Raw genomic sequence first — 25,327 nt, forward strand, 5'->3', positions numbered from 1 at the left:
GCATGAAGTTTGGACGCACTTTCACAACCAAAAAAGCATAGGATTAACAATGCTGGATTCTAAATTACTTCGTACAGAGCTGGATGAAACAGCTGCTAAACTGGCGCGTCGTGGCTTTAAGCTAGACGTAGAGACAATCCGTACACTTGAAGAACAACGTAAGTCCATTCAAGTAGAAGTTGAAAATTTACAATCCACGCGTAACTCCATCTCCAAGCAAATTGGTCAGAAAATGGCTGCTGGAGACAAAGAAGGTGCTGAAGAGATTAAAAAGCAGATCGGTACGTTAGGTAGCGATCTGGAAGCGAAAAAAGCTGAGCTGGTGGAAATCCAGAACAAACTGGAAGATATCACGCTGTCTGTGCCAAACCTGCCAGACGATGAAGTGCCAGATGGCAAAGATGAAAACGAGAACGTTGAAATCTCTCGTTGGGGTGAGCCTAAGTCTTACGATTTTGAAGTAAAAGATCACGTTGATCTAGGTGAAATGGGCGATGGCCTAGATTTCGCTAGCGCAACAAAGATCACTGGCGCTCGTTTTATCATCATGAAAGGCCAATTTGCTCGCCTACACCGTGCAATTGCTCAGTTCATGCTGGATCTTCATACAGAAGAGCATGGCTATACGGAAATGTATGTACCTTACCTAGTGAATTCTGACAGCTTGTTTGGTACTGGTCAGTTACCTAAGTTTGGTGAAGATCTGTTCCATACTGAGCCATTGACTGAAAAAGTGAATGATGAAGAACCACGTAAACTGTCTCTTATCCCAACGGCAGAAGTACCGGTAACCAACATGGTGCGTGACACTATCGTTGATGAAGCGGATCTGCCAATTAAGATGACAGCACACACTCCTTGTTTCCGTTCTGAAGCAGGTTCTTACGGTCGTGATACTCGTGGTCTGATTCGTATGCACCAGTTCGACAAAGTTGAGCTAGTACAAATCACTAAGCCAGAAGAGTCAATGGCAGCACTTGAAGAGCTAACAGGTCATGCTGAGAAGGTACTACAACTTCTAGAGCTTCCTTACCGTAAAGTGATTCTATGTACAGGTGACATGGGCTTTGGTGCTCGTAAAACTTATGACCTTGAAGTTTGGGTTCCTGCTCAAGAGACGTACCGTGAGATCTCTTCATGTTCAAACACTTGGGATTTCCAAGCTCGTCGTATGCAAGCTCGCTTCCGTCGTAAGGGCGAGAAGAAGCCAGAGCTAGTACACACGCTAAACGGCTCAGGTCTAGCAGTTGGTCGTACTATGGTTGCGATTCTTGAAAACAATCAAGAAGCGGATGGCCGTATCGCAATCCCTGCTGTACTGCAAAAGTACATGGGTGGCGCAACGCACATCGGTTAATCTTAAATAAACACCAAAAAGCCAGCTCAAGTGAGCTGGCTTTTTATTATTAAAACCTTGTAAAGCAATATTATATCGACATTTCACCACGCAGCACTTGCTGCATTTGGACTTTCACTTGCTCGTGAGTTAGGTCTTGACTCAAAAGGTAATGCAGCTTGGCAAGAGCCGCCTCTGGCGTCATATCATAGCCACTGATGACGCCGGCTTCAGCAAGGGCACATCCGGTAGCATATCCACCCATGTTGACTTTACCCGCTAGGCATTGAGTTAGGTTAACGACAATCACTTCTCGCTCTGAAGCATCTTTAAGGTGTGCCAATAGTTCCGGGTTTTGCGGTGCATTGCCCACTCCAAAAGTCAGTAGGATCATCGCGTTAACTGGTTGAAGTAAGGTGTTGCGAATCACTTCATGTGAGATGCCAGGATACATAGTAATCACACCTATTGGCTGGGGTGTAATATCATGAACTTTAAATTCACCTGCAGGTTCTTCACCAACCTCAATATCGCTGCTGATCTGGATGTTGATACCCGCTTCAAGCAGAGGAGGCAAGTTTGGCGACGTAAAGGCGTTGAAACCATCAGCATGTGATTTTGTGCTTCGGTTACCACGCATCAACTTGTTATTGAAGAATAAGGTAACTTCGTTAATAGGATAGTTAGCGGCAATATGCAGTGCGTTAAGCAGGTTTGCCTGACCATCTGAGCGAAGCTCAGCAAGCGGAATTTGTGAGCCCGTCACAATCACAGGCTTGCCGAGATTTTCCAACATGAAAGACAAGGCCGATGCTGTGTAAGCCATCGTGTCTGTGCCGTGCAGAATGACAAAACCGTCGTATTTTTCGTAGTTTTCTCGAATGTCATCCGCGATCTGTTGCCAGTCTTTCGGTGTCATGTCCGATGAGTCGATTAGAGGATCGTATTCGTGAATAGTAAATTCTGGCATTTCCGGGCGCTGGAACTCTGGCATACTGGCCAGTTGTTTTTCCATGAAACCAGCCACAGGTACATAACCGTGGTCATGCGACTTTTTCATGCCGATGGTTCCGCCCGTGTAGGCGATATAAATGTGTTTTCTTGCCATTGCTTAGAAACCAGTTAATTGTAGGGGGAACAGAGCGTGGGATTATATATCAATCAGTAGCAATAAAAAGGGGTATCCCGCACAGGAATACCCCACATAATTGGAATCCAACTGGTGAATCAGCAGTGTATAATTACTGAACTTGGCAGTTCAAACAGAATGCATATTGGCCTTTTGGATCGTTGAAGCTATCCAGTAGGCTGGTATCCTGAACAACTTGTGTCGCGACAGGTTGTAAAGCCGCAGGAATCAAGCTACTGACATCCAAGCCAAGATTAACTTTGACCTGGTTCATAAAGTCTTGGATGAACTGTTCGGCAGGTGATAACGGCTCTTCTACCCAGTACAGGTTGTAATCTTCGACTTTGGCTAGCTCTGCAGCTAGCTTTACGGCGTCATCGAAGTCACCCATTTTATCGACTAAGCCAAACTTTGCCGCATCTTGACCTGTCCAAACGCGGCCTTGGGCAATGCTATCCATGTCGTTCAACGGAATTTCACGGTTTTCACTAACAAGGCCCACAAAGCGATGGTAGCCGTGCTCAATACCCATCTGGAATGCATCGGCAGCCCCCTCCGATAAGCCAGTGGTTATCCCGACGCCTGAAAATGGAGAGGTCCCAACACCATCGGTATACACCCCCAGCTTATTGAGGCCTTTTTCGAAGGTCGTAATCACACTGAAAATACCGATAGAGCCAGTTAATGTAGTTGGCTGTGCAACAATACGATCAGCGCTCATTGAAATCCAGTAACCACCAGACGCAGCTAAGCTAGACATTGAAGCAACAACAGGTTTACCTACTTCTTTTAGCGCTTCGATTTCATTGCGAATGACTTCAGAGGCAAATGCACTACCACCTGGGCTATCCACTCGTAGTACAACGGCTTTGACTTTATCATCGTTGCGGGCTTGACGAAGAAGCGCTGCAACCGTGTCCCCCCCTGTTGTGCCTCGTGGTTGAGAGCCATCCATAATCGCTCCACTCGCCACTACAACGGCGATGTCATCCTGCGACAAATCGAATGCTGGTTTGATTGTGGTTTGATATTCATAGTAGTCAACGTAGTTGTAACTATCTTCACCATTACTACCAAAGACTTCAGTCAAATCAGCACGAACTTGTTGCCTAGTTGCCAGTTCATCAACTAAACCGAGTTCTAGTGATAAAGCGGCTAAATCGCCATCTTGTTCTTTTAATAAACCTAAAAACTCTTCCATGGTTGGATTGAGCGTTTTGGCGGATACCTGACGATTAGTGGCAACGTCATCAACGTAGGCTCCCCATAGCTGGCTCAACCAGCGTGACGCGGATTCTTTCGCCGCGTCTGACATGTCGTCACGAACAAACGGTTCAATGGCTGATTTATAGGTGCCTACGCGGAAAACGTGGGTATTGACATCCAGCTTTTCTAATAGCGTTTTGTAGTACATCGAGTAAGCGCTATAGCCTTTAATTAACACGGCACCATCTGGAGCCAAGTAAATCTTGTCGGCGTAGCTGGCTAGGTAATACTGACTCTGATTGTAGAACTCACCCGCCGAATAAATTGGCTTGCCTGACGCTTTAAATTCATTCAGAGCTTTCGCAATGTAGCGCAGCTTAGTCAGGTTGGTTTCTGGCATATCGCGTAGAGCCAGTACAATACCTGTGATCTCCGGGTCGTCTTTGGCATGGCGTATTGACTCAACAATGTCATACAAGACATTTTCCCTTGGCATATCCTGACCAAATAGTGAACCCGTGAAAGAATCCATAGGATTTACGTATCTTGATTGCTCCACAATAGGCCCTGAAATATTTAGCACCAGAGCGCCTTTTTGAGGTACTGAGGGTACCGGAGAATCCGCATTGGTGTAGATGAAGTAGATAATACCAATGGTGGCGAGAAAGATAAGATTAACCAAGGCGAGACGAATAAAGGTGATGAGCTTCCATATACCTTTAAAAATCATACCAATAAACTTGAATAATTTTTTCATTAGGGCTCCGCTGTGCTAAGCACAGGTATAGGTCTTGGCAGTCTAAGACCTGATAAGTACAGAAAGTTATATCCTACTTAAACTAGTATACCCAAACAACTGCAAGATTGATCGGTGTTACAAAATTGTAAACGCCTGTTTGATTTTTATTACAACTCCTCATATTCTGGTCAGACCAGAACAAAATAACAAAGTGATGTCTGCCATGTACCCAAACTTGTTAAAGCCGTTGGATCTAGGATTTACTCAGATTAGAAACCGAGTCTTAATGGGCTCAATGCATACTGGTCTGGAAGAGCATAAAGAAGGTCTCGGAAAGTTGGCTGCTTTTTACGCTGAGCGCGCGAAAGGTGGTGTAGGTTTGATTGTTACCGGTGGCTTTTCGCCTAATCTACGTGGTCGTTTACACCCATTTAGCGCTGAGTTCAGTAAACCTAAACATGCCAAAGCGCATAAAGTCGTAACGGAAGCCGTTCACGAACATGGTGGAAAAATTGCTCTACAGTTGCTCCATGCAGGGCGTTATGCCATGCATCCATTTTCTCAAAGTTCATCTGCCATCAAAGCTCCTATTGCTCGTTTCTCGCCAAGTGAGATGAGTACCCGTCAGATCCATAAAACTATTGATGCCTTTGCTAACAGTGCCAAGCTGGCTCAGTCTGCGGGTTATGATGGGGTCGAAGTGATGGGCTCGGAAGGTTATCTGATAAATCAGTTCATCTGTAAACGTACTAACATGCGTTACGATGAGTGGGGTGGTTGCTATGAGAATCGCATGCGTATGCCTCTAGAAATTGTGCGCGCGATTCGCAAAGAAGTCGGGGAGGAATTTATCATCATCTTCCGTCTTTCTATGCTGGATTTGGTTGAAGAAGGTAGCACCTTTGATGAAGTCATAATGCTGGCAAAGGAGCTAGAAAAAGCGGGGGTCACTATTATCAACACGGGCATCGGCTGGCATGAGGCAAGAATCCCAACGATTGCCACTCAAGTGCCACGCGGTGCCTTCACATGGGTGACTGAAAAAGTGCGGCCACACGTCAATGTACCGATTGTCACCTGTAACCGTATCAATACGCCAGAAGAGGCGGAGCGCATTCTATCAGGTGGTCACGCTGATATGGTATCAATGGCGAGACCTTTCCTTGCTGACCCACATTTTGTTATCAAGGCTGAAAATAAACAGTCACATTTAATTAATACCTGTATCGGCTGTAACCAAGCCTGTTTGGATAACGTCTTCAAAGGCAAGCGTGCTAGTTGCTTGGTCAACCCATTAGCGTGTCGTGAAGATGAACTGAAAATCATACCGACTGACAAGCCTAAGAATATTGCTGTAGTTGGAGCTGGGCCTGCTGGGCTTTCATGCGCTACAACGTTGGCCAAGCGTGGCCATCATGTTGATCTGTTTGAGCGTAATGACCGTATTGGCGGGCAGTTCCGCTTAGCAATGCAAATACCCGGTAAAGAAGAATTTCGCGAGACTATTCGTTACTTTGCCAATCAGATTGATGAAACTGGTGTGAAGCTGCATCTTGAAACGGATGCAAACTTTGACCTGTTAGCTGAGTACGATGAAGTGGTCATCGCATCTGGTGTCGAACCCCGTAAAGTCAAGATTGAGGGTGTTGACAACCAAGAGAAAGTAATTGATTACCAGACATTAATTAAAGAGAAAACTTACGTTGGTGAGAAGGTCGCTATTGTCGGTGCGGGTGGTATTGGTGTGGATGTGGCTACCATGCTGACTGAGCCTGTGGGTCATAGTTTAGATGACTGGCTGCATGAGTGGGGGATCGATAAAGAGATTGCTCATCCCGGTGGGCTGTATCCGTACCCTGAGTCTTTAAGTGAAAAAGAGGTTTGGGTTCTCCAGCGCCGTAAAGGAAAAGTGGGTAAAGGGCCAGGTAAAACAACGGGTTGGATTCACAAGCGTACGTTAGAAAAACGAGGCGTTAACTTAGTTGGCGGTGTCAGCTATGACAAGATCGATGAGAGAGGCCTACACATCAGTCACGATGGGAAATCCGAGTTACTTGAAGTAGATAAAGTCATTATCTGTGCGGGTCAGGAGTCGGTGAGACCCTTTGAAGACCAGTGGCAGCAGTTTGGCGACAAGCTTCATATCATAGGCGGTGCCGATCATGCGGGTGAGCTAGATGCTGTTCGTGCTATTCGACAAGGTGTAGAGCTAGCTGCGAAGCTTTAAGCAAGCTCTAATAAACGCTGAGATTAAAAAAGACCTCCAGTGGGAGGTCTTTTAGCATTTGGAAGTTTAAAGAATCACCGTCTTGTTACCATAGACAAATACGTGGTCATTTATCACCTTATTGATCGCTTTGCTCAATACATTCTTCTCAACATCTCGTCCTGCTTGTGCCATATCTTTCGCACTGAAGTTATGATCGACCGGAATCACGTCTTGCTTGATGATTGGCCCCTCATCTAGATCGTTCGTGACGAAGTGTGCTGTAGCACCAATGATCTTAACGCCGCGTTCATAAGCTTGTTGATAAGGTTTAGCGCCAATGAAAGCCGGTAAGAAACTATGGTGGATGTTAATAATCTTGTGGTGGTATTTTTCTACGAATGAAGGGGTTAGTACACGCATGTATTTTGCTAGTACGAGATAGTCAGCATCATATTGGTCGATCACTGCCAGCATCTTCTGTTCATGTTCTTCACGGTTTAGGCCTTCGTGAGATACATGATGATAGGGAATATCAAACTTTTCCGTCAGGCTTTGTAGTGTATCGTAGTTACCCACTACTGCAGCAATATCAACATCCAAACTACCATCATAGTTTTTCATCAGAATATCACCAATACAGTGTGCTTCTTTAGTCACGAGAATGACAATACGTTTGCGATTTGGGCCAATCAGCTTTCTTTTGGCCCCTTGTGGGAGGGCTTGATCAAGGTCGGCTAGAAAGGTTTGGTCATTGAAGTAACCTTCTAACTCAGTACGCATGAAGAAGTGACCGCTGGTGTTATCGACGAATTCATTATTGTGGATGATGTTGAGCTGGTGCTTGTAACAGATATTGGTGATTTTAGAAATCAGTCCAGGCGCATCCGTACAATGAGTAAGCAGTGTTTTCTTTTCCATTGGGTTAAAACTTCCGTGATTTATTTTTTTCGTATTCTGAATTTTTTGCAGGGCTTTGAACGGTGAAGCACTCCACAATATGACAGCTACAATTAAACTAATATCAAGATGGTTTCAACAATTAATCTAAGTTAACCGATTAGCTTGGCGAATTTGTTTGGAAAGTATCCGATTTGAGCCCAACAGGTGGTAATTATGGATAAAGATCTACTAGCACGTAAGTTGTATTCTGAAAGAGTCAGTGCGTTACTGGGTGACCATGACATGAATGAAGAGCTTCTCAACGAAATGTGGGAAAACAAAGCGTCACCTAGTGAAGCGGCTCGAGCTATGATGGATGGTCAGAATGAGTTTTCTGGTCCAGCATGGCTATCACGATATCTCAACCGACGTTAACACTCTTCATTCATCAATACGATGGCTTATCGGCGCGGAGCAGATTTGCATTCGCGCCAAGTCTGTAAACCTGCCATAATCTCCCGTTCATCACTTGTTTCACTCACATAGTTAGTCCTTGATGATCTCAAAAACTTTTTCCGCGGATGGTGCACTAGGCAAAGCGATCCCGGGGTTTCAACCTAGACAAGCTCAGTTAGATATGGCTGAGTCTGTGGTTAAAGCGATTAAACATGACCAGCAAGTCGTCATCGAAGCAGGTACTGGTACGGGAAAAACCTTTGCTTATTTAGTTCCTGCTCTTTTGAGTGGTAAAAAGACCATCATCAGTACGGGCTCGAAAAACTTGCAAGAGCAGTTGTTTCACCGCGATCTACCTTTGATGACCGACGCATTGGGCTTTTATGGTCAGGTGGCGCTGCTAAAAGGCCGAGCAAACTACTTGTGCTTAGATCGCCTTAGCCGTCAAATGGTAGAAAGCCATGGCCATCATGCCGATCCAACATTGCTTAGCCAGCTGGTTAAAGTGCGTTCATGGGCGAGCGAGACCAAAAGTGGGGATTTAGGCGACTGTGACGAAATCGCTGAAGACAGCCCGGTGATCCCAACCATTACTTCAACCAACGACAATTGCTTAGGTAAAGAGTGCCCAAGTTATCAAGATTGCTTTGTTCTTAAGGCTCGCAAAAAAGCCATGGATGCAGATGTTGTAGTCGTCAACCATCACTTGTTTTTGGCCGATCTAGCGATCAAAGAAACGGGGTTTGGGGAGCTGATACCCGAAGCCGAAGTATTTATCTTTGATGAGGCTCACCAGCTACCTGATATTGCTAGCCAGTACTTTGGCCAATCTCTGTCCAGTCGCCAAATACAGGAACTTTCCAAAGATATTGAAATTGGCTATCGCACCGAAGCGAAAGACATGCGCCAATTGCAAAAGATCAGTGAGAAATTACAGCAAAGTGCGATGGATTTGCGAGTGGCTCTAGGTGAGCCCGGTTACCGTGGTAATTGGCGTGAAGCCATTCAGTCTCCCTCAATTTCAAAAGAGTTAGAGCGTTTACGCGAGTCCTTAGACTTTTGTCTCGAAGTACTCAAATTAGCATTAGGTCGCAGCCAACTGTTGGATACAGCTTATGAGCGAGCAAGTACGATTCAAGCGAGGCTAGAACGCATTTGCGAAGTCTCCATAACGGGGTACTCCTATTGGTACGATACTTCCCCACGTCACTTCAGCTTGCATATTACACCGCTTTCGGTATCGGATAAGTTTCGGGAACAGATCGAACTTAAGCAAGGGGCATGGATATTTACTTCTGCGACCTTGGGGGTAAAAGGGGATTTTGGTCACTTTACTTCTCGTCTAGGGTTAAAACCTCAGACGGAAATGTCATTGCCAAGTCCATTCGACTACCAAAGTCAGGCAAGGCTATGTGTTCCGCGTTACCTTCCGGAGCCGAATAGCCCGGGTATGGCGGATAAGCTCGTTCGCATGCTCAGTCCTTTGATTGAGCAGAATCAGGGGCGCTGTTTTTTCCTTTGTACCTCTCATAGCATGATGCGAGAGTTAGGTGAGAGATTCCGCGAATGCTTGAGTATTCCGGTGCTGATGCAAGGGGAAACCAGTAAACAAAAAACTCTGGCAGAGTTTATGGAGCTGGGTAATGCTTTGCTGGTGGCGACCGGAGCATTTTGGGAAGGGATTGATGTTAGAGGTGATACACTGAGCTGTGTTATTATCGACAAATTACCTTTCACTGCACCTGATGACCCGTTGCTTAAGGCGCGGATAGAAGATTGCCAGCTTAAAGGTGGTGACCCTTTTTCTCAGGTCCAGATTCCGGATGCCGTGATTACCCTTAAACAAGGAGTCGGGCGGTTAATCCGAGATAAGAAAGACAAAGGTGCGCTGATCATTTGTGACAATCGATTAGTTACACGTGATTATGGTGGCGTTTTCTTGGCCAGCCTCCCACCGATTCCTCGAACACGGGATTTAGGTCTGGTACAGGATTTCCTTAAGCAAATTTCAGAAACAACCGAGTAATCAGAGAATTCAATGAGCGCAAAAATTCTTGCCTTAGACACATCAACAGAGAACTGTTCTGTTGCATTGCTAGTTAACGATCAGATCTATGTTCGCAGTGAAGTTGCACCGCGAGACCACACTAAGAAAATCCTCCCTATGGTAGATGAAGTGTTAAACGAAGCCGGGATCACTCTGGCAGAGCTCGATGCTCTTGCGTTTGGTCGTGGCCCAGGCAGCTTTACAGGTGTACGCATTGGCATCGGTATTGCACAAGGTTTAGCATTTGGTGCTGACCTGCCTATGATTGGGATTTCAACATTGCAAGCAATGGCTCAAGGTAGCTACCGTAAACACGGCGTAAGTCATGTAGCGTGTGCGATTGACGCGCGAATGAGCGAAGTCTATTGGGGTCGTTTTTCGCGTCAAGAAGATGGCACTTGGATTGCTGTTGATGCCGAATGTGTTATTCCACCAGCGGTTTTGGCTGAAAATAGTCAAAGTGACGAGCAACGCTGGTTGACTGCAGGAACGGGTTGGGAAGCGTATCAGGAAGTGCTAGCTGAGCTGAAATTTGAAGTCGCGGCGGGAGAGGTTCTTTTCCCAGATGCAGAAGATATCGTCGCACTGGCGAAATTCGAATTGGAAAAGGGCAACACTATGACGGTAGAAGATGCGAGCCCTGTGTATCTGCGTGATACCGTAGCATGGAAGAAATTGCCAGGCAGAGAATAAGGTGTAATTAGACGGATAGTATGGTTTCGATTAATGGATTGCCTCCTTCGGTTCCGGGACCGAATAAGGCCAATAAAACCGGAAAAAAAGATGAGGCAAGAAAGTCTCAGAATAAGCCGTCTGTTGGTCAGCCATCTAAAGTCGCCAACGCGGTGGCGCACTCTATTCGTCATGTCAATGAAGCAGACATCCATAAAGCTCAAGTGCAATACGACTTGCCTGAAGGTCAGGGGCGTAAAGCAATGGAAGAGTATATGAATGTCATGAACCAATCTAAGCGTGATGAACTATCACAGCTGTTGGGTGTCGATATCTATATATAACTTTTGGGTAAGTCCTTATGATGTCTCGCTTTTTCAAAATTATTCCTGTGGCAAGTATCCTGACTGTATTGACCGCGTGCAGTACACTTCCAGAAAATCTCGCGTCAAATAACCCCGATCTACAAACGGATTACTCCGGCTGGCAAGCTTCAGCAGCAAAAAAGCAAGAGTTGCGATTGGGTGGTGTGATTGCCAGTGTGACTAACCTGAAAGACAAGACGCGAGTGGAAGTCGTTAATTTACCCATCAGTTCCAATGGTAAGCCTGATATTGACCAAGAACCTCAAGGTCGATTTGTAGGCTATATCGACGGTTTTGCCGACCCTGTGACTCTTTCTCAAGGTCGATTGATTACTTTGCTCGGTGATAGCAGTGGCACTGAAGCTGCCAAAGTAGGTGAGTATAGCTACGATTTTCCAGTCATGAATATCAAGAGTTATCATCTGTGGCGAATTGAAGAGCGTGTAATTGTGCACGATGATTTTGGACCCTCAAGGTACCCTTGCCGAAGTTTGTATTGTCGTGACCTCACCCGAGGAACCAGACAGGGCAAAGTGATCCAAGAAGTCAAATGACCTGCAGAGATACCCGTTACTCAATTGCTGATGGGCATATTACCGCCATAGAATACGGAGATAGTCAGGCATCAGACTGCAGCATCGTCTTTATTCACGGTTGGTTGGATAACGCCGCCAGTTTTGAATCTGTAATGCAGGCGTTGCACCAGTCAGCGCCTTTCTTACATCTTTGTGCTATCGATTTGCCCGGTCATGGTCACTCTAGCCATAAGTCAGGTAGCAATTTTTACCCATTTCATGATTATATTGACGATGTTTACCAGTTTTTGGCTAAGTTATCGCCAAACAGGTTAGTGTTGGTTGGTCATTCACTTGGTGCTTTGATTGCAAGTTGCTATAGTGCCGCCTTTCCTGAACAAATCAGTGGATTAGTTCAGATAGAAGGGCGTGGGCCTCTGGCGGAAGAAGAAAGTAAAACCGTCTCTCGCTTAAGAGAAGGTGTTTTGAGCCGACAGAGAATACGCAATAAACCGACCAGAGCATTTGATTCCGATACCACCGCTATCGATGTCAGGGCCAAGATTAATCAAATCTCTCCTGAACTTATCAGCCCTGTTGTCAAAAGAGCACTGGCAAGGACTGATGATGGCTGGGTATGGCGTCATGATGAAAAATTACAAAGCCAGTCTTTGTATCGAATGTCTTTTGAGCACGCGCAATCCGTTTGCCAACAGATAGTTTGCCCCCAGATCATTGTCCTGGGCGAACAAGGTTTTCCCCACTTGCAGAAACCAACAAATGATGCCTCGATGAATACCGATGTTGTCACGGTACCTGGTGGACATCACTGCCATCTACAAGTCCCTTCTAGAGTATCTAACCTAATTTTTGGCTTAGTTAACAAAATTTAAACAAGTGTTTGAGTCTTTCGTGCTCAAGCACTTGGCCTGTGTTGTAATGGTCGTCAATAAAAAACACGGCGTTTCGTCGACAACAGCCAGCTTATTTCGAGGAGTATTACCGTGGATAAACCTTGGTTATCACGTTATCCGAGCGATGTGCCAGAACACATCAACCCAGAACAATATCCGTCATTGGTGGAAATGTTTGAGCAGTCAGTACAAAAATTTGCTGATCAGCCTGCCTTTATGAATATGGGCTCGGTTATGACGTTCCGTAAACTAGAGGAACGTAGTCGTGCTTTCGCTGCTTATCTGCAAAATGAACTGAAATTGCAAAAAGGTGACCGTGTTGCTTTGATGATGCCAAACTTACTGCAATATCCAGTTGCACTGTTTGGCGTTCTGCGTGCAGGGCTTATTGCTGTTAACGTGAACCCTCTTTACACCCCACGTGAACTTGAACATCAGCTCAACGATTCCGGTGCCAAAGCGATCGTGATTGTCTCTAACTTTGCTAATACCTTAGAGCAAGTTGTCGAAAACACCCCTGTTAAACATGTAGTGCTGACTAGCCTTGGTCAGATGCTTCCACGTGCGAAAGGGACGATTGTCGATTTTGTTGTAAAGTACGTTAAAGGTATGGTGCCTAAGTATGATTTACCAGGTGCAATCTCTATGCGCAAGGCTCTTCATAAAGGTCGACGCTTGCAATACGTTAAGCCTTTTATGTCCGGGGATGATATTGCTTTTCTTCAGTACACCGGTGGGACAACAGGGGTCGCGAAAGGGGCAATTCTGACTCATAGCAATATGATTGCTAATATCATGCAAGCAAAAGGTATGTATGGGCCAGTTCTCAAAGAAGGTCGAGAAGTGGTTGTAACCGCTCTACCGCTTTATCATGTTTTTGCTCTTACGGTGAATTGCTTATTGTTCCTTGAGCTTGGCGGGCGCAATTTGTTGATCACCAACCCTAGAGATATTCCTGGTTTTGTCAAAGAGCTTCAAAAGTGTCCATTCACTGCGATCACAGGCGTAAACACTCTTTTCAATGCTTTGGTCAATAATGAAGATTTCCATGAACTCGACTTCAGTAATCTCAAATTGGCGGTAGGCGGCGGTATGGCCGTTCAGCGAGCTGTTGCTGAACAATGGAAGAAGACCACGGGTGTCCATCTGTTAGAAGGTTATGGACTGACCGAGTGTTCTCCATTAGTGACAGTTAACCCTTATGATCTGACGGAGTATACGGGCGCAATTGGTTTGCCAGTCCCTTCTACTGAAGTTCGTATTGTTGATGATGAAGGTAACCCAGTGCCAAATACGGAAGTAGGTGAGCTACAAGTTCGCGGGCCACAGGTGATGCAAGGTTACTGGCAAAGACCGGAAGCCAGCAAAGAGGTGATCAATGGTGATGGCTGGCTGTCTACTGGTGACATTGTTAAATTTGACGATGAAGGTCTTATCCATATTGTAGATCGCAAAAAGGATATGATTCTAGTCTCGGGCTTTAATGTCTATCCGAACGAGATTGAAGATGTGGTTGCACTGCACGGTAAAGTTCTGGAAGTTGCCGCGATTGGTCAGCCACATGAAGTATCAGGAGAACTGGTTAAAATCTATGTGGTTAAGCGTGATCCAAGCCTGACAAAAGATGAGATCATTGCTCACTGCCGCCAGCATCTAACGGGTTATAAAGTACCTAAGCTGGTTGAATTCAAAGATGAGCTGCCGAAAACCAACGTGGGTAAAATATTGCGTCGTGTTCTTCGTGAAGAGAATGATGCAAACCTAGCGAAGGCCAGCTAAAGTTAAAAATAAGCAGAACCAAGTGTTTAGTGTTAAAATGCCGACTAATACCAGTCGGCATTTTTATTTGCAGGCCCCATTAGTCACAGTGAGAACTTTGTGAATTATCAGATCATTACCTGTCCAGAACAGCTAGAAAGTGTGTGTCAACAAGCTCGAGAAACGGATGTTGTTATGCTCGATACTGAGTTTGTTCGAACTCGCACCTATTATCCTCAGCTTGGCCTTATTCAGTTGTTTGATGGTGAGAAACTTTCTCTGATTGATCCAACGGTCATCGATGATATGACAGCCTTTGTGCACCTTCTTAAAGATACCTCAGTGCTTAAGGTCTTGCATGCATGTGGTGAAGACTTGGAAGTGTTTAATAACAGCTTTGGGTGCCTACCATTCCCGATGGTGGATACTCAACTGATGGCTGCATTTTTAGGGCATGGTTTGTCGACGGGCTTTGCTTCTTTGGTTGAATCTTATCTGGCGATTGAACTGGATAAAAGTGAGTCTCGGACAGACTGGTTAGCGAGGCCATTGACTGATAAACAGCTCGATTATGCGGCAGCGGATGTCTACTACTTGTTCCCATTGTACGAAAAGTTGCACGATGACATTGTTCAGGCTGGTTGGTGGGAAGCAGCTCAGCAGGAAAGTGAGTTACTGGCGACTAAACGTATCAAATCTGTTAATGCTGAATATGCTTACCTTGATATTAAAGGCGCATGGCAACTTAAACCTCGCGAGTTAGCAATATTGAAGCCTCTTGCCACTTGGCGTTATAAAGAGGCTATACGCCGCGACTTAGCATTGAACTTCGTTTTCAAAGAGAATGATTTACTTACTATTGCTAAGCTCGGTTTACAAAACAAACAAGGAATGGAACAAGAAGGTATGGATCTTCGCTCAGTGCAACGACATAGTGCGAGAATCATCTCTATTGTTAAGTCAGCACGTATGACGCCTGCGGAGGAGTATCCAGAAAAAATTGAACGCTTAATGGATATGCCGGGCTACAAGCAGAAATTTAAGACATTAAAAGATGAAGTGAAAAAAGTCTCGCAGTCTTCTGGTCTGGCAACGGAGTTCTTAGCCTCTAAGAAGCAGCTTAATCAGCTGATCAGTTGGGTATGGAAAAAGGATCGAGATCCGGCACACTTACCAGATGTAATGCAGGGTTGGCGGCTGGAGTTGATGGGTGAAAAGTTAAGCAAGCATTTATAGCGGATAATAAAAGGGCTTCCATGTGGAAGCCCTTGATGTATTTGCTTAACCCGCTAATACGTCGGTTGCGACTTTATAGCTTGGATCTTCTTTGACGTTAATCTCGACCAAGCTGCCTGCTTTGTCGAGTAGCTTACGACAGTCTGGGCTTAGGTGGCGTAGATGAAGTGTCTTACCTTGCGCAGCGTAACGCTCAGCTAGTGTTTCTATCGCTTCAATAGCCGAGTGGTCGGTGACGCGAGAATCGGCAAAATCAACGATCACGTCACTTGGGTCTTCGTGAGCATCGAAAATTTCAAGGAAGTTAGCAACGGAACCGAAGAAGACCGGGCCGTGGATTTTGTACTCTTTAGAGCCTTCCTCATTGATATTAGTGTCGGCATAAATATGCTTCGCATGTTGCCATGCAAACATAAGTGCGGATGCGATAACCCCAACAAATACCGCGATAGCAAGGTCAGTCAATACTGTAACCACTGTAACTAGTACAATAACGAAGAAGTCTTGTTTTGGTACACGACGAGCCAGTTTGAACGTTGCCCATTCAAAAGTGCCAATCACAACCATAAACATGACGCCGACTAGGGCTGCAAGAGGGATCATCTCAATGAGAGAGGAGGCAAACAGGATGAATATTAATAGCGCAGATGCCGCCACGATACCTGATAAGCGTCCACGGCCACCGGAGTTAACGTTGATCATCGATTGGCCAATCATTGCGCAACCACCCATAGCCCCAAACACAGAACACGTCATATTTGCCATACCCTGACCAATACATTCACGGTTTGATTGACCACGTGTGTTTGTCATTTCGTCGAGAACAGTCAGTGTTAGCAGAGATTCAATCAGACCAATCGCTGCAAGAATAATGGCGTAAGGCAGAATGATTTGTAGAGTTTCAAGCGTGAATGGCACCATAGGGATGGAGAAGGTTGGGAGCGAGCCTGCCAGCGTTGCAGCGTCATCACCTGACATCGTGCGTAGGAAGTCGACAACGGTACGGGTTTCCAGATCTAAGCCTACTACCAAAGCTGTCACTGTGACGATCGCTACCAAGGACGATGGTACGGCGGTCGTGAACTTTGGTAGGAAGTGGATAATAGCCATAGTTAGCGCCACTAAACCCAACATCAGCATCATTTGGTCTTGAGGTAGCCAAGTTAGCATGCCATTAATGTCCGGGGCTTTAAACTGACCAAGCTGAGCTAGGAAAATCACAATCGCCAGGCCATTCACAAAACCAATCATAACTGGATGCGGCACGATGCGAATGAATTTGCCGAGCTTAAACAAGCCCGCCGCTACTTGGAGGATACCTGCTAGCATGATCGCTGCGAACAGATACTGAACTCCATGGGATGCAACCAGTGATACCATAACAACAGCCATTGCGCCTGTTGCACCAGAGATCATACCGGGACGACCACCGAAGATAGAGGTAATAAGGCCAACAATGAATGCCGCGTAGAGACCAACCATAGGGTCAACGCCTGCAACGAATGCAAAAGCAACGGCTTCAGGCACTAACGCTAACGCAACGGTTAGGCCGGATAACACGTCGTTTTTTACAGAGTGTTTCGAAAATTGAGGGAATTCAAACATGATTGCTCAGTTATGCTAAATGTTTACGGTTATTCTGAATATCAGAGAACGACAGTTTAAAGTATAGGTTCTGGTTTAGTTTTCATGTGAGCAAAATGCGATGTAAAAGAGCACTGAAAACCAAACAATTGATTCAGATCGAGTCGGCGAATGCTACCTAAAAGTGTGATTAAGTTCAACAAAGAAGCCAATATTGGCTAATATTTGTGATAAATAGTGAGAGCAGTCATGAACTGCCCTAGGCATACATAAAAAAACAGCCCCAAAATGGGGCTGTTTTACTCTTCATCAAATCTAATTAAAAGCTTTGAGGCTTTGCCATTGCAGCACTGGCTTTATTGCTAGCAACTTGGCTGCCTGCCCCTTTAGACAGATAACGCTCTTCACGGAAAGGTGCCGCAACCACATTGATTTCTTTCATCTCTGTAGTCCCTGGCGCTTTAGCCATTGGTGCAGAAGCGTGACCTTTAAAGGCTTTAGGCACGACAATATCTGAGCTTGGCTGAGTTTCAGGCGCGACAACCGTTTCTTTTACGGTGTTTTCTTCGACTACCGGTATAACGTCAGCTTTTGTCTCTTCAGTCGCTGCAGCTGCTATTGGATCAGCTTCAACCGCTGTGGTCGCTTCAACTGGCTCAGCTTGTTCCACTACTGGCTCAATCACAGGTTCTTGTTGGCGAACAATTACTTTGCCCATTGCCATTTCTGGACAAGCAAAACCTCCAAGGACAGCTGTAGCTTCAGCGCTAGCGACTTGCTCAGTCTTTGCTTTCTGCTTAGCTTCTGGTTTGGTAATACCGTAACTTGGCATGACTTTACCCATTGCCATTTCTGGCGAAGCGACGCCACCTTTACGTAGACGGAAAGGATTAGGGCGACGATCACGACCACGACGACGGCGCTGTCCACTTGCACGAAGATGACGTGGTGAACGACGGTTACGACGCTGTTTTGGTTGTTCGCCTTCTTCCGCTGCTGCTTCATCAACAGATTGCTCAACCGCTTCTGCTACCGCTTCGGTTTTAACCTGTTTCACTTCTTCAACAGCTTCAGCTTGGGCTTTCTGATCTTTTACGCGAACCTGCTTATTCAGTTTACGGCGCTGGCGGCGCTCTTTAACTTTTGCAGCCTTTTCTTCTGCGCGATTAGGTTTGTCGTCTTTCTGTGCTTCGGCAGCAAGTTTTAGGCCCTCTTCAGCAACTTTACTTGCTTTGGCATCATCACGCTGCTTGTTACGGCGGTCTTGCTTAGGCTTACGGTTTTGCTGCTTACGCTCATTAGAAGCTGCTTTGTTCTCATTCGCAGATTCATCACGCTCACGTTGAGGCTTGTTACGTTTATTATCACGCTTGTCTTCACTATTCTCGTTACGGTTGTCACGAGAGTTGCGGCGACGTTGGTCATTACGATTACGGCGGTTGCGATTGTTACGCTGGCCTTCTTTCTTCGTATGCTTCGGTGTCTCTTCTGGCTGCTCTTTTTCAGCATCTGAACTGAACAGGAAGCTACCTAATGCTTTGAAGAATCGAGTTACTAAGCTAGGTTTCTCCTCGCTAGGCTCTGTTTTCTTCTCAGGTGTCTTCACTGGTTGTTTCGGCGCAGGTGCTGACTGAGAAGGTGCAGCGAAACCTTTAAGTGCTGGTTCTTCGAGTTTCTTTGGTTTAACTTCGGTTTCCGTTGTCTCGCGGCCTTCCGCTTCTTTCATTGACTCGAGTTTCTTAGGCAGCAAGTAAGACAGTAAATCAAACTCTTCACCTTCACGAACTCGGATCACTTCGAAATGCGGTGTTTCCATGTCTGAGTTAGGAACTACCGTGATCTTCACTTCCTGAATGCGTTCAATGTGGTTAACCGAGCGGCGTTTTTCATTCAGAAGGTATGATGCAATTGGAACAGGAACAACAGCCAAAACTTGAGCTGTGTTGTCTTTCAATGCTTCTTCTTCAATTAAACGAAGAACGGAAAGTGCAAGAGACTCGTTATCACGTACTACACCTGTACCACTACAGCGAGGACAGATATGGTGGCTAGCCTCTGCAAGAGACGGGCTCAGGCGTTGGCGGGACATCTCTAGTAGCCCAAAGCGTGAGATACGACCAATTTGGACGCGAGCACGGTCAAGACGAACAGCATCACGCAGACGGTTTTCCACTTCACGTTGGTGACGAACTGGCGTCATATCAATGAAGTCGATAACAACAAGGCCACCTAAGTCACGAAGACGAAGCTGGCGTGCAATCTCATCCGCTGCTTCAAGGTTGGTGTTCAGTGCCGTCTCTTCGATATCACCACCTTTCGTCGCACGAGCGGAGTTGATATCGATTGATGTTAGTGCTTCTGTTGGATCAATCACAATTGAACCACCAGATGGCAAGCGCACTTCTCGTTGGAAAGCGGATTCAATCTGGCTTTCAATCTGATAATGGCTAAATAGAGGTACTTCACCGTCGTATTTTTTGACTCGATTCACGAAGTCAGGGCGAATAAGGCGAATGTGCTCTAATGCACGCTCATAGATGGTATTGCTATCTATCAAAATTTCACCAATATCACGACGAAGATAATCGCGAATGGCGCGTACGATAACATTACTTTCTTGGTGGATCAGAAGAGGGGCGGGGTTAGCATCAGAGGCTTGTTTGATTGCTCCCCAGTGGTTGAGTAGTACATTTAAGTCCCACTCAAGCTCTTCTGCGCTTTTACCAACACCTGCAGTGCGAACGATAAGGCCCATGCCTTGCGGCAGTTCCAAAGTGCTCAGTGCGGCTTTAAGTTGAGTGCGCTCATCCCCTTCGATTCGGCGAGAGATACCACCGGCACGAGGGTTATTTGGCATCAGAACAAGGTAACTACCAGCAAGAGAGATAAAAGTCGTGAGTGCAGCGCCTTTGCTGCCTCGTTCTTCTTTCTCAACCTGAACAATCATTTCCTGGCCTTCAGTCAGCACTTCTTTAATGCTAGGTCGGCCTTGATAGGTGTAACCTTCAGGGAAATATTCGCGGGCAATTTCTTTTAGAGGGAGGAAACCGTGTCTTTCAGCACCATAATCAACGAAGGCTGCTTCCAGACTTGGTTCGATGCGAGTGATACGTCCTTTGTAGATATTTGCTTTTTTGGATTCGTGGCCTGGGCTTTCGATATCTAAATCATATAAGCGCTGACCATCAACCAAAGCAACACGCAACTCTTCTTTTTGAGTTGCGTTGATTAACATTCTTTTCATTGATAAATCTCGTTGTCATTCTATGTCTTCTTGCTGCCTAGTAATTTCTTTCACGGTGCCTGATCCCATGGCTTAATGTGTGCAGCCTCCCGGCTGGAGGGATGCTCTTTGGGCACGTCAGTCTTACAAACGTTTGGCTTGTAAGCCGCAATAGTGGCGGATGATACTCAACATGAAAGATTTTTGAGTAGGGCAGCAAGCTGTACTAATCCCGAAAATGTCTTACGCCATATGCTGCATTTTGGTAAATTAGCGGGCTACTCATTCTCTTGCTCAAAAGTGATCGGGCTTGTTTAAAATGCAACCTAATCATTCATTGCAGGTGTGAACTATAGCAGTACCCATTAAACTCAGCAATCTGCTTTATTATAAAACGCTAAAAAACCTAATTTTAAATTTTTTAAGTGCATGTATTTAAAAACTTTGTATAAGGTTTTTTGAAAATTGCAATTAGCTTGGTGGATTTTTATTCGTAGAACAACAGAAATTCATTCTAAGAGAGGGGATGATTAAGTTGTTGCCTAGAAAACGTGAACTTACGCAAGCTAGAATGATAGAATAGCCAAATGAGCGAAATTAGAACAAAAGTCCAGTTTGTCGATATCGACGAAGACATGGCTGGCCAGCGTATCGATAACTTCTTACGCAACCAACTGAAAAGCATTCCCAAAAGCATGGTTTACCGGATCTTGCGCAAGGGGGAAGTACGCGTAAACAAGAAGCGAATCAAAGCTGAATATAAATTGAAAGCGGGGGATTTAGTCAGAATCCCTCCTGTGACGATTGAAGAAAAGCAAGACGAAGTTGCACCAAGTGTCAGACTCAATAAGGTGGCAGAACTTGAACATATGATCATCCATGAAGATGAACATATGTTAATTCTAAACAAACCTTCGGGTACTGCTGTTCATGGTGGCAGTGGGCTAAAGTTTGGCGCGATTGAAGCATTACGTGCACTAAGACCACAAGCTCGTTTTCTTGAACTAGTGCATCGTATTGACCGTGATACTTCTGGTATTTTGCTCGTGGCGAAAAAGCGTTCAGCTTTGCGCCATCTTCAAGCTCAGTTTCGAGAGAAAACCGTGCAGAAATACTACTTTGCCTTGGTGATGGGTCAGTGGAAAAGCAGCTGTAAGGTTGTCAAAGCGCCACTACTCAAAAATGAGGTGAATAGTATTGTGCGTGTGAATCCGCAGGGAAAGCCTTCAGAGACACGCTTTAAGATCATAGAAAAGTTCGCAGATGCGACTTTGATTCAGGCGAGTCCTATCACGGGGCGTACCCACCAAATCCGTGTTCATACTCAGTATACAGGTCATCCAATTGCTTGGGATGACCGATATGGTGATCGTCGATTTGATGCATATACCGCGAAAGTAGGGCTTGATCGCCTTTTCCTTCATGCAGCTAATATCAAGTTCCAACATCCATCTAATGACGAATGGATGGAGATAAGTGCTCCAATAGAGCCAAAGCTTGAAAAGGCATTAGCTGGACTTCGTAATCTTTAAATGAAGTGATAGATCTTAATAAGCGAGAGTTAAACAGTAACAGAGTTCTACTCTCGCGTGTGAATACACTCAATCTGATTAAAGTACAGAGACTCCTTGAGTTTCAAGCATATCTATCAGGTCAATCAAAGGAAGGCCAATTAAGGTGTTCGGGTCTTTACCTTCTAGTCGCTCAAATAAGGCGATGCCTAATCCTTCACTCTTAAAGCTACCTGCGCAATAGAATGGTTGTTCTTTATCGACATAATTGCAGATTTGTTGGTGCGTCAACTTTCGGAATTGAACGGTAAATGTATCTACCCGTACTTCTGTCTTTTCTGTTTCAGTGTTATGGATCGCTAGCCCAGTAAAAAATTGAATGGCCTTGCCGCTTTGTTGAGTGAGCTGCTGAATGGCTTTCTCCCTATTCTTAGGCTTACCTATTATTTGCCCATTAATAATACAAACCTGATCACTGCCTATGATAAGACTCGGCTGCTCGGTCTGACAAGACTCAGCTTTACCTATTGCTAAGCGCTTGACTAGGTTTTCAGGTTGCTCGTTAGAAAGTGGTGTCTCATCAAAACGAGGAGAGGCAGTGACAAAAGGGAGTGATAGTTTATCAAGCAGTTGTTTGCGATATGGAGAGGTTGAGGCTAAAACAAGTTGGTATTTTGACATTGTCTATTACAATCTTTCAGGGAGTTAGCCACAGCTTAATCGATATTACGCTAGTCGTCCTAGCTCTTCTGATACTAAGGAAAAAAACTCTAACTTTTTGTCCTTTTCCTTTGACTCAAAACGAATTGGAAGATAGAATTCGCGCCCTATGCAAAAGGTAAAAATACCGCGAACGGTTGATCCGGCACGCGCTGCTCAGAAGCGACTTGATTATGATGGTATCATTCAAGTTAGCCTTTTTAAGCGTTTGTTTGACTCAGTCGAAGGCGTTAAACGCGACGCTCAAGTGTCATTGTCATTTGAGTTAGATGAACAGCAGCTCGTTGTTATCTCTGGTAAAGCTAACATCGAAGTTGATTTAGAGTGTCAACGCTGTAATGAGGTTTTCGCACATGAGTGCGATGTCCAATTCACTTATACACCTTACAAAGGTGAAAAGACTGAAGAGGAAGCACCGGAAGAGTACGATTTGGTAGATCTGAACGAGTACGGTGAAATTGACCTAATACAGCTTGTTGAAGACGAGTTCATTCTAAACTTGCCTCAAATCGCAAAACATGATGAAGCGGACTGTAGCGTTAAATCAGACAATTTGGTATTTGGTGAAATTCCAGAAGAAATTGTGGAAGATAAGCCGAATCCATTCGATGTTTTAAAAAACTTAAAGAAGTAATTCTTTAAGAATTAACATAGGAGTAGGGTCAATGGCCGTACAAAAGAGCAAGAAATCACGTTCAAAGCGTGGCATGCGTCGTTCACACGATGCCCTATCTACAGCTGCACTATCTGTAGACGCAACTTCAGGTGAAACTCACCTGCGCCACAACGTAACTGCTGAAGGTTACTACCGTGGTAAAAAGGTTATCAACAAGTAAGGTTGACCTTTGCCTAATATAACCGTTGCACTTGATGCAATGGGCGGGGATTTCGGTCCTCGCGTCACAGTGCCTGCCGCCGTGCAGGCACTGTCGCATTTCCCAGAGCTGAAAGTGATCCTCACAGGTGATCGGACTGCGATCACAACTCAATTGTCATCTATTGGTTATCAACCTGATGCTCGTCTGAGTATTCAGCACAGTGACCGGGTGATCTCTAACTCAGAAAAACCTTCTCTTGCGCTGCGAAACAGCAATGGTACTTCAATGGCTACCGCTATTGATGCTGTGGCTCAAGGCGAAGCCGATGCCTGTGTCAGTGGTGGTAACACTGGTGCACTTATGGCTTTGTCACGTTTTCGACTGAAACTACTACCAGGAATTGAGCGTCCAGCACTAATCTCAGCCTTACCGACCGCTTCCGGTGGTCGAACTTGGATGTTAGATCTTGGTGCCAATGTATCGTGCGATGCGGATTCTCTGTTTCAGTTTGCGGTTATGGGTAGTGCTTTAACTGAACAGTATCTCGGCCGGCCTCCACGTGTTGCGATTCTTAATATCGGTGCTGAAGAAATTAAAGGTAACGATCTCGTAAAACGTTGTGCTGAAATGTTATCTCAGACGCAATCCGTGAATTTCGTCGGCTATATTGAAGGTAATCAGTTATTGCACGATTCTGCTGATGTGGTGGTTTGTGATGGTTTTGTCGGCAATGTGTGTCTCAAAGCATGTGAAGGTACCGCTCAACTGTTTATCGATAAGCTGAAAACGAGCATGATGGCTTCATCGATAAAAGGTTGGATTGCAAGAAAATTATTTTCTGGGCTATTTAATGAACTAAAAACATTGAACCCCGACCAGTATAACGGTGCAAGTTTGCTAGGATTGCGCGGCATTGTCATAAAAAGCCACGGAAGTGCTGATGTAGACGCGGTCATCAATGCCATTGGTGAAGCGTTACACGAGGTCAAACGACAAGTACCCAGCCGTATTAGTGATCGTTTGGAAGCGGTTTTACTCGAGAGGCATTATTAGTCTTCATGTATAGCAAAATTTTAGGTACTGGCAGCTACCTGCCATCTCAGGTGCGTTCAAACGCAGATTTAGAGAAAATGGTAGATACGAGTGATGAGTGGATTGTCGCTCGTACTGGTATTAAAGAGCGTCGCATCGCAGCCGAGGGTGAAACTGTTGCTGATATGGGGTATATCGCGGCAGAGAATGCTATTGAAATGGCGGGTATCGACAAAAACGATATCGACCTGATCATTGTCGCGACAACCAGTAGTAGTCATACTTTTCCATCTTCTGCGTGCCAAGTTCAGGCTAAATTGGATATCAAAGGTTGTCCTGCATTTGACATTGCCGCGGCATGTTCAGGTTTTGTCTACGCACTTTCTGTCGCTGACCAGCATGTCAAAACGGGTATGTGTAAGAATGTACTGGTTATCGGTTCAGATACTCTGTCGAAAACTTGTGATCCAACAGACCGTTCTACCATTATCTTATTTGGTGATGGTGCTGGTGCGGTTGTTGTTGGTGCAAGTGAAGAGCCTGGGATTCTTTCAACGCATATCTACTCAGATGGCCGTTTCGGTGAGTTGCTAAGCCTTGAGGTTCCTGAGCGTGGTAAAGATGCTGATAAGTGGCTACATATGGCGGGCAACGAGGTCTTTAAAGTGGCGGTGACACAGCTGTCCAAACTCGTTAAGGACACGCTGGCTGCCAACGATATGCATAAGTCTGAACTAGATTGGTTAGTTCCTCATCAAGCCAATTACCGTATTATCTCCGCAACGGCTAAGAAGCTGTCTATGTCATTAGATCAAGTAGTGATTACCCTGGATAGGCATGGCAATACATCAGCGGCCACTGTCCCGACAGCACTGGATGAAGCTGTGCGTGATGGGCGAATTAAACGTGGTCAGATGCTTCTGTTGGAGGCGTTTGGTGGCGGTTTTACTTGGGGCTCAGCTCTGGTTAAGTTCTAAC

General features: G+C 45.4%; 21 protein-coding genes. 15 read left to right on the top strand and 6 right to left on the bottom strand.

Annotation, left to right across the window (positions count from 1 at the left end):
- Positions 1-49 precede the first annotated feature (49 nt).
- The gene (gene serS / locus L1D23_RS15290) at positions 50-1,357 is read left to right on the top strand and encodes a serine--tRNA ligase (protein ID WP_239836810.1); all 1,308 of its coding nucleotides are present in this window, start codon (positions 50-52) and stop codon (positions 1,355-1,357) included.
- Between the two features lie 70 nt (positions 1,358-1,427).
- On the opposite strand, the gene ansA is transcribed toward serS, so the two are convergent.
- Both ansA and sppA read right to left on the bottom strand, forming a co-directional pair.
- Complete coding sequence (gene ansA, locus L1D23_RS15295) at positions 1,428-2,444, bottom strand: asparaginase (protein ID WP_239836809.1); 1,017 nt, start codon at positions 2,442-2,444, stop codon at positions 1,428-1,430.
- A 133-nt stretch (positions 2,445-2,577) separates the two neighbouring features.
- A complete protein-coding gene (gene sppA / locus L1D23_RS15300; protein ID WP_239867788.1) occupies positions 2,578-4,428 on the bottom strand; it encodes a signal peptide peptidase SppA in 1,851 nt (616 codons plus the stop codon).
- 205 nt (positions 4,429-4,633) lie between these two features.
- On the opposite strand from sppA, the gene L1D23_RS15305 reads away from it, so the two are divergent.
- Positions 4,634-6,637: an NADPH-dependent 2,4-dienoyl-CoA reductase gene (locus tag L1D23_RS15305; protein ID WP_239867791.1), complete on the top strand. Its 2,004-nt coding sequence runs from the start codon at positions 4,634-4,636 to the stop codon at positions 6,635-6,637.
- A gap of 66 nt (positions 6,638-6,703) precedes the next feature.
- On the opposite strand, the gene purU is transcribed toward L1D23_RS15305, so the two are convergent.
- Positions 6,704-7,537, bottom strand: a complete 834-nt coding sequence (gene purU, locus L1D23_RS15310) for a formyltetrahydrofolate deformylase (protein WP_239867794.1) — start codon at positions 7,535-7,537, stop codon at positions 6,704-6,706.
- A gap of 195 nt (positions 7,538-7,732) precedes the next feature.
- Here purU and L1D23_RS15315 point away from each other — a divergent pair, with 195 nt between their 5' ends.
- The 8 genes from L1D23_RS15315 (at position 7,733) to rnd (ending at position 15,461) form a co-directional block, all read left to right on the top strand.
- Positions 7,733-7,933 carry a hypothetical protein gene (locus tag L1D23_RS15315; RefSeq protein ID WP_239836805.1) on the top strand — a complete coding sequence of 67 codons (201 nt, stop codon included), beginning with the start codon at positions 7,733-7,735 and terminating at the stop codon, positions 7,931-7,933.
- Between the two features lie 121 nt (positions 7,934-8,054).
- Positions 8,055-9,980: an ATP-dependent DNA helicase gene (locus L1D23_RS15320; RefSeq protein WP_239867797.1), complete on the top strand. Its 1,926-nt coding sequence runs from the start codon at positions 8,055-8,057 to the stop codon at positions 9,978-9,980.
- A 12-nt stretch (positions 9,981-9,992) separates the two neighbouring features.
- A complete protein-coding gene (gene tsaB, locus L1D23_RS15325) occupies positions 9,993-10,694 on the top strand; it encodes a tRNA (adenosine(37)-N6)-threonylcarbamoyltransferase complex dimerization subunit type 1 TsaB (RefSeq protein ID WP_239867800.1) in 702 nt (233 codons plus the stop codon).
- Positions 10,695-10,714: 20 nt separating this feature from the next.
- Positions 10,715-11,017: a chromosome partitioning protein ParA gene (locus tag L1D23_RS15330; RefSeq protein ID WP_239867803.1), complete on the top strand. Its 303-nt coding sequence runs from the start codon at positions 10,715-10,717 to the stop codon at positions 11,015-11,017.
- A gap of 17 nt (positions 11,018-11,034) precedes the next feature.
- Positions 11,035-11,592, top strand: a complete 558-nt coding sequence (locus tag L1D23_RS15335) for a Slp family lipoprotein (protein WP_239867806.1) — start codon at positions 11,035-11,037, stop codon at positions 11,590-11,592.
- Complete coding sequence (locus L1D23_RS15340) at positions 11,589-12,446, top strand: alpha/beta hydrolase (protein ID WP_239867809.1); 858 nt, start codon at positions 11,589-11,591, stop codon at positions 12,444-12,446. Before L1D23_RS15335 ends, L1D23_RS15340 begins: the two co-directional genes overlap by 4 nt.
- Positions 12,447-12,557: 111 nt before the next feature.
- Complete coding sequence (fadD, locus tag L1D23_RS15345; RefSeq protein WP_239867812.1) at positions 12,558-14,246, top strand: long-chain-fatty-acid--CoA ligase FadD; 1,689 nt, start codon at positions 12,558-12,560, stop codon at positions 14,244-14,246.
- Positions 14,247-14,345: 99 nt separating this feature from the next.
- Positions 14,346-15,461: a ribonuclease D gene (gene rnd / locus L1D23_RS15350; protein WP_239867815.1), complete on the top strand. Its 1,116-nt coding sequence runs from the start codon at positions 14,346-14,348 to the stop codon at positions 15,459-15,461.
- A 45-nt stretch (positions 15,462-15,506) separates the two neighbouring features.
- Here the strand turns inward: rnd and L1D23_RS15355 are convergent, their stop codons facing one another.
- Both L1D23_RS15355 and rne read right to left on the bottom strand, forming a co-directional pair.
- Positions 15,507-17,066 carry a SulP family inorganic anion transporter gene (locus L1D23_RS15355; protein ID WP_239867817.1) on the bottom strand — a complete coding sequence of 520 codons (1,560 nt, stop codon included), beginning with the start codon at positions 17,064-17,066 and terminating at the stop codon, positions 15,507-15,509.
- A 298-nt stretch (positions 17,067-17,364) separates the two neighbouring features.
- Positions 17,365-20,289, bottom strand: coding sequence for a ribonuclease E (gene rne, locus L1D23_RS15360; RefSeq protein ID WP_239867820.1), 2,925 nt, complete (start codon positions 20,287-20,289; stop codon positions 17,365-17,367).
- A 566-nt stretch (positions 20,290-20,855) separates the two neighbouring features.
- Between rne and rluC the strand changes: the two genes are divergently transcribed.
- Complete coding sequence (gene rluC / locus L1D23_RS15365; protein ID WP_239867823.1) at positions 20,856-21,800, top strand: 23S rRNA pseudouridine(955/2504/2580) synthase RluC; 945 nt, start codon at positions 20,856-20,858, stop codon at positions 21,798-21,800.
- Between the two features lie 78 nt (positions 21,801-21,878).
- Here rluC and L1D23_RS15370 read toward each other — a convergent pair whose 3' ends face one another.
- A complete protein-coding gene (locus tag L1D23_RS15370; protein WP_239867826.1) occupies positions 21,879-22,460 on the bottom strand; it encodes a Maf family protein in 582 nt (193 codons plus the stop codon).
- Between the two features lie 148 nt (positions 22,461-22,608).
- On the opposite strand from L1D23_RS15370, the gene yceD reads away from it, so the two are divergent.
- Genes yceD through L1D23_RS15390 form a run of 4 tightly spaced genes read left to right on the top strand, consistent with a single transcriptional unit; the run spans position 22,609 to position 25,326 of the window.
- A complete protein-coding gene (gene yceD, locus L1D23_RS15375; RefSeq protein WP_239867828.1) occupies positions 22,609-23,133 on the top strand; it encodes a 23S rRNA accumulation protein YceD in 525 nt (174 codons plus the stop codon).
- Positions 23,134-23,164: 31 nt separating this feature from the next.
- Positions 23,165-23,335 carry a 50S ribosomal protein L32 gene (rpmF, locus tag L1D23_RS15380; protein WP_006959289.1) on the top strand — a complete coding sequence of 57 codons (171 nt, stop codon included), beginning with the start codon at positions 23,165-23,167 and terminating at the stop codon, positions 23,333-23,335.
- 9 nt (positions 23,336-23,344) lie between these two features.
- Positions 23,345-24,370: a phosphate acyltransferase PlsX gene (plsX, locus tag L1D23_RS15385; RefSeq protein WP_239867832.1), complete on the top strand. Its 1,026-nt coding sequence runs from the start codon at positions 23,345-23,347 to the stop codon at positions 24,368-24,370.
- A 5-nt stretch (positions 24,371-24,375) separates the two neighbouring features.
- A complete protein-coding gene (locus L1D23_RS15390; RefSeq protein WP_239836791.1) occupies positions 24,376-25,326 on the top strand; it encodes a beta-ketoacyl-ACP synthase III in 951 nt (316 codons plus the stop codon).
- The last annotated feature ends 1 nt before the right edge of the window (position 25,327 follow it).

The organism is Vibrio sp. Isolate24 (assembly GCF_022398215.1).
Lineage (GTDB): Bacteria > Pseudomonadota > Gammaproteobacteria > Enterobacterales > Vibrionaceae > Vibrio > Vibrio coralliilyticus_A.

Excerpts from the sequence above, each read along its gene's own strand:
- serS (WP_239836810.1), top strand. The coding sequence starts at position 50 with ATGCTGGATTCTAAATTACTTCGTACAGAGCTGGATGAAACAGCTGCT.
- ansA (WP_239836809.1), bottom strand. The coding sequence starts at position 2,444 with ATGGCAAGAAAACACATTTATATCGCCTACACGGGCGGAACCATCGGC.
- sppA (WP_239867788.1), bottom strand. The coding sequence starts at position 4,428 with ATGAAAAAATTATTCAAGTTTATTGGTATGATTTTTAAAGGTATATGG.
- L1D23_RS15305 (WP_239867791.1), top strand. The coding sequence starts at position 4,634 with ATGTACCCAAACTTGTTAAAGCCGTTGGATCTAGGATTTACTCAGATT.
- purU (WP_239867794.1), bottom strand. The coding sequence starts at position 7,537 with ATGGAAAAGAAAACACTGCTTACTCATTGTACGGATGCGCCTGGACTG.
- L1D23_RS15315 (WP_239836805.1), top strand. The coding sequence starts at position 7,733 with ATGGATAAAGATCTACTAGCACGTAAGTTGTATTCTGAAAGAGTCAGT.
- L1D23_RS15320 (WP_239867797.1), top strand. The coding sequence starts at position 8,055 with ATGATCTCAAAAACTTTTTCCGCGGATGGTGCACTAGGCAAAGCGATC.
- tsaB (WP_239867800.1), top strand. The coding sequence starts at position 9,993 with ATGAGCGCAAAAATTCTTGCCTTAGACACATCAACAGAGAACTGTTCT.
- L1D23_RS15330 (WP_239867803.1), top strand. The coding sequence starts at position 10,715 with ATGGTTTCGATTAATGGATTGCCTCCTTCGGTTCCGGGACCGAATAAG.
- L1D23_RS15335 (WP_239867806.1), top strand. The coding sequence starts at position 11,035 with ATGATGTCTCGCTTTTTCAAAATTATTCCTGTGGCAAGTATCCTGACT.
- L1D23_RS15340 (WP_239867809.1), top strand. The coding sequence starts at position 11,589 with ATGACCTGCAGAGATACCCGTTACTCAATTGCTGATGGGCATATTACC.
- L1D23_RS15355 (WP_239867817.1), bottom strand. The coding sequence starts at position 17,066 with ATGTTTGAATTCCCTCAATTTTCGAAACACTCTGTAAAAAACGACGTG.
- rne (WP_239867820.1), bottom strand. The coding sequence starts at position 20,289 with ATGAAAAGAATGTTAATCAACGCAACTCAAAAAGAAGAGTTGCGTGTT.
- rluC (WP_239867823.1), top strand. The coding sequence starts at position 20,856 with ATGAGCGAAATTAGAACAAAAGTCCAGTTTGTCGATATCGACGAAGAC.
- L1D23_RS15370 (WP_239867826.1), bottom strand. The coding sequence starts at position 22,460 with ATGTCAAAATACCAACTTGTTTTAGCCTCAACCTCTCCATATCGCAAA.
- yceD (WP_239867828.1), top strand. The coding sequence starts at position 22,609 with ATGCAAAAGGTAAAAATACCGCGAACGGTTGATCCGGCACGCGCTGCT.
- rpmF (WP_006959289.1), top strand. The coding sequence starts at position 23,165 with ATGGCCGTACAAAAGAGCAAGAAATCACGTTCAAAGCGTGGCATGCGT.
- L1D23_RS15390 (WP_239836791.1), top strand. The coding sequence starts at position 24,376 with ATGTATAGCAAAATTTTAGGTACTGGCAGCTACCTGCCATCTCAGGTG.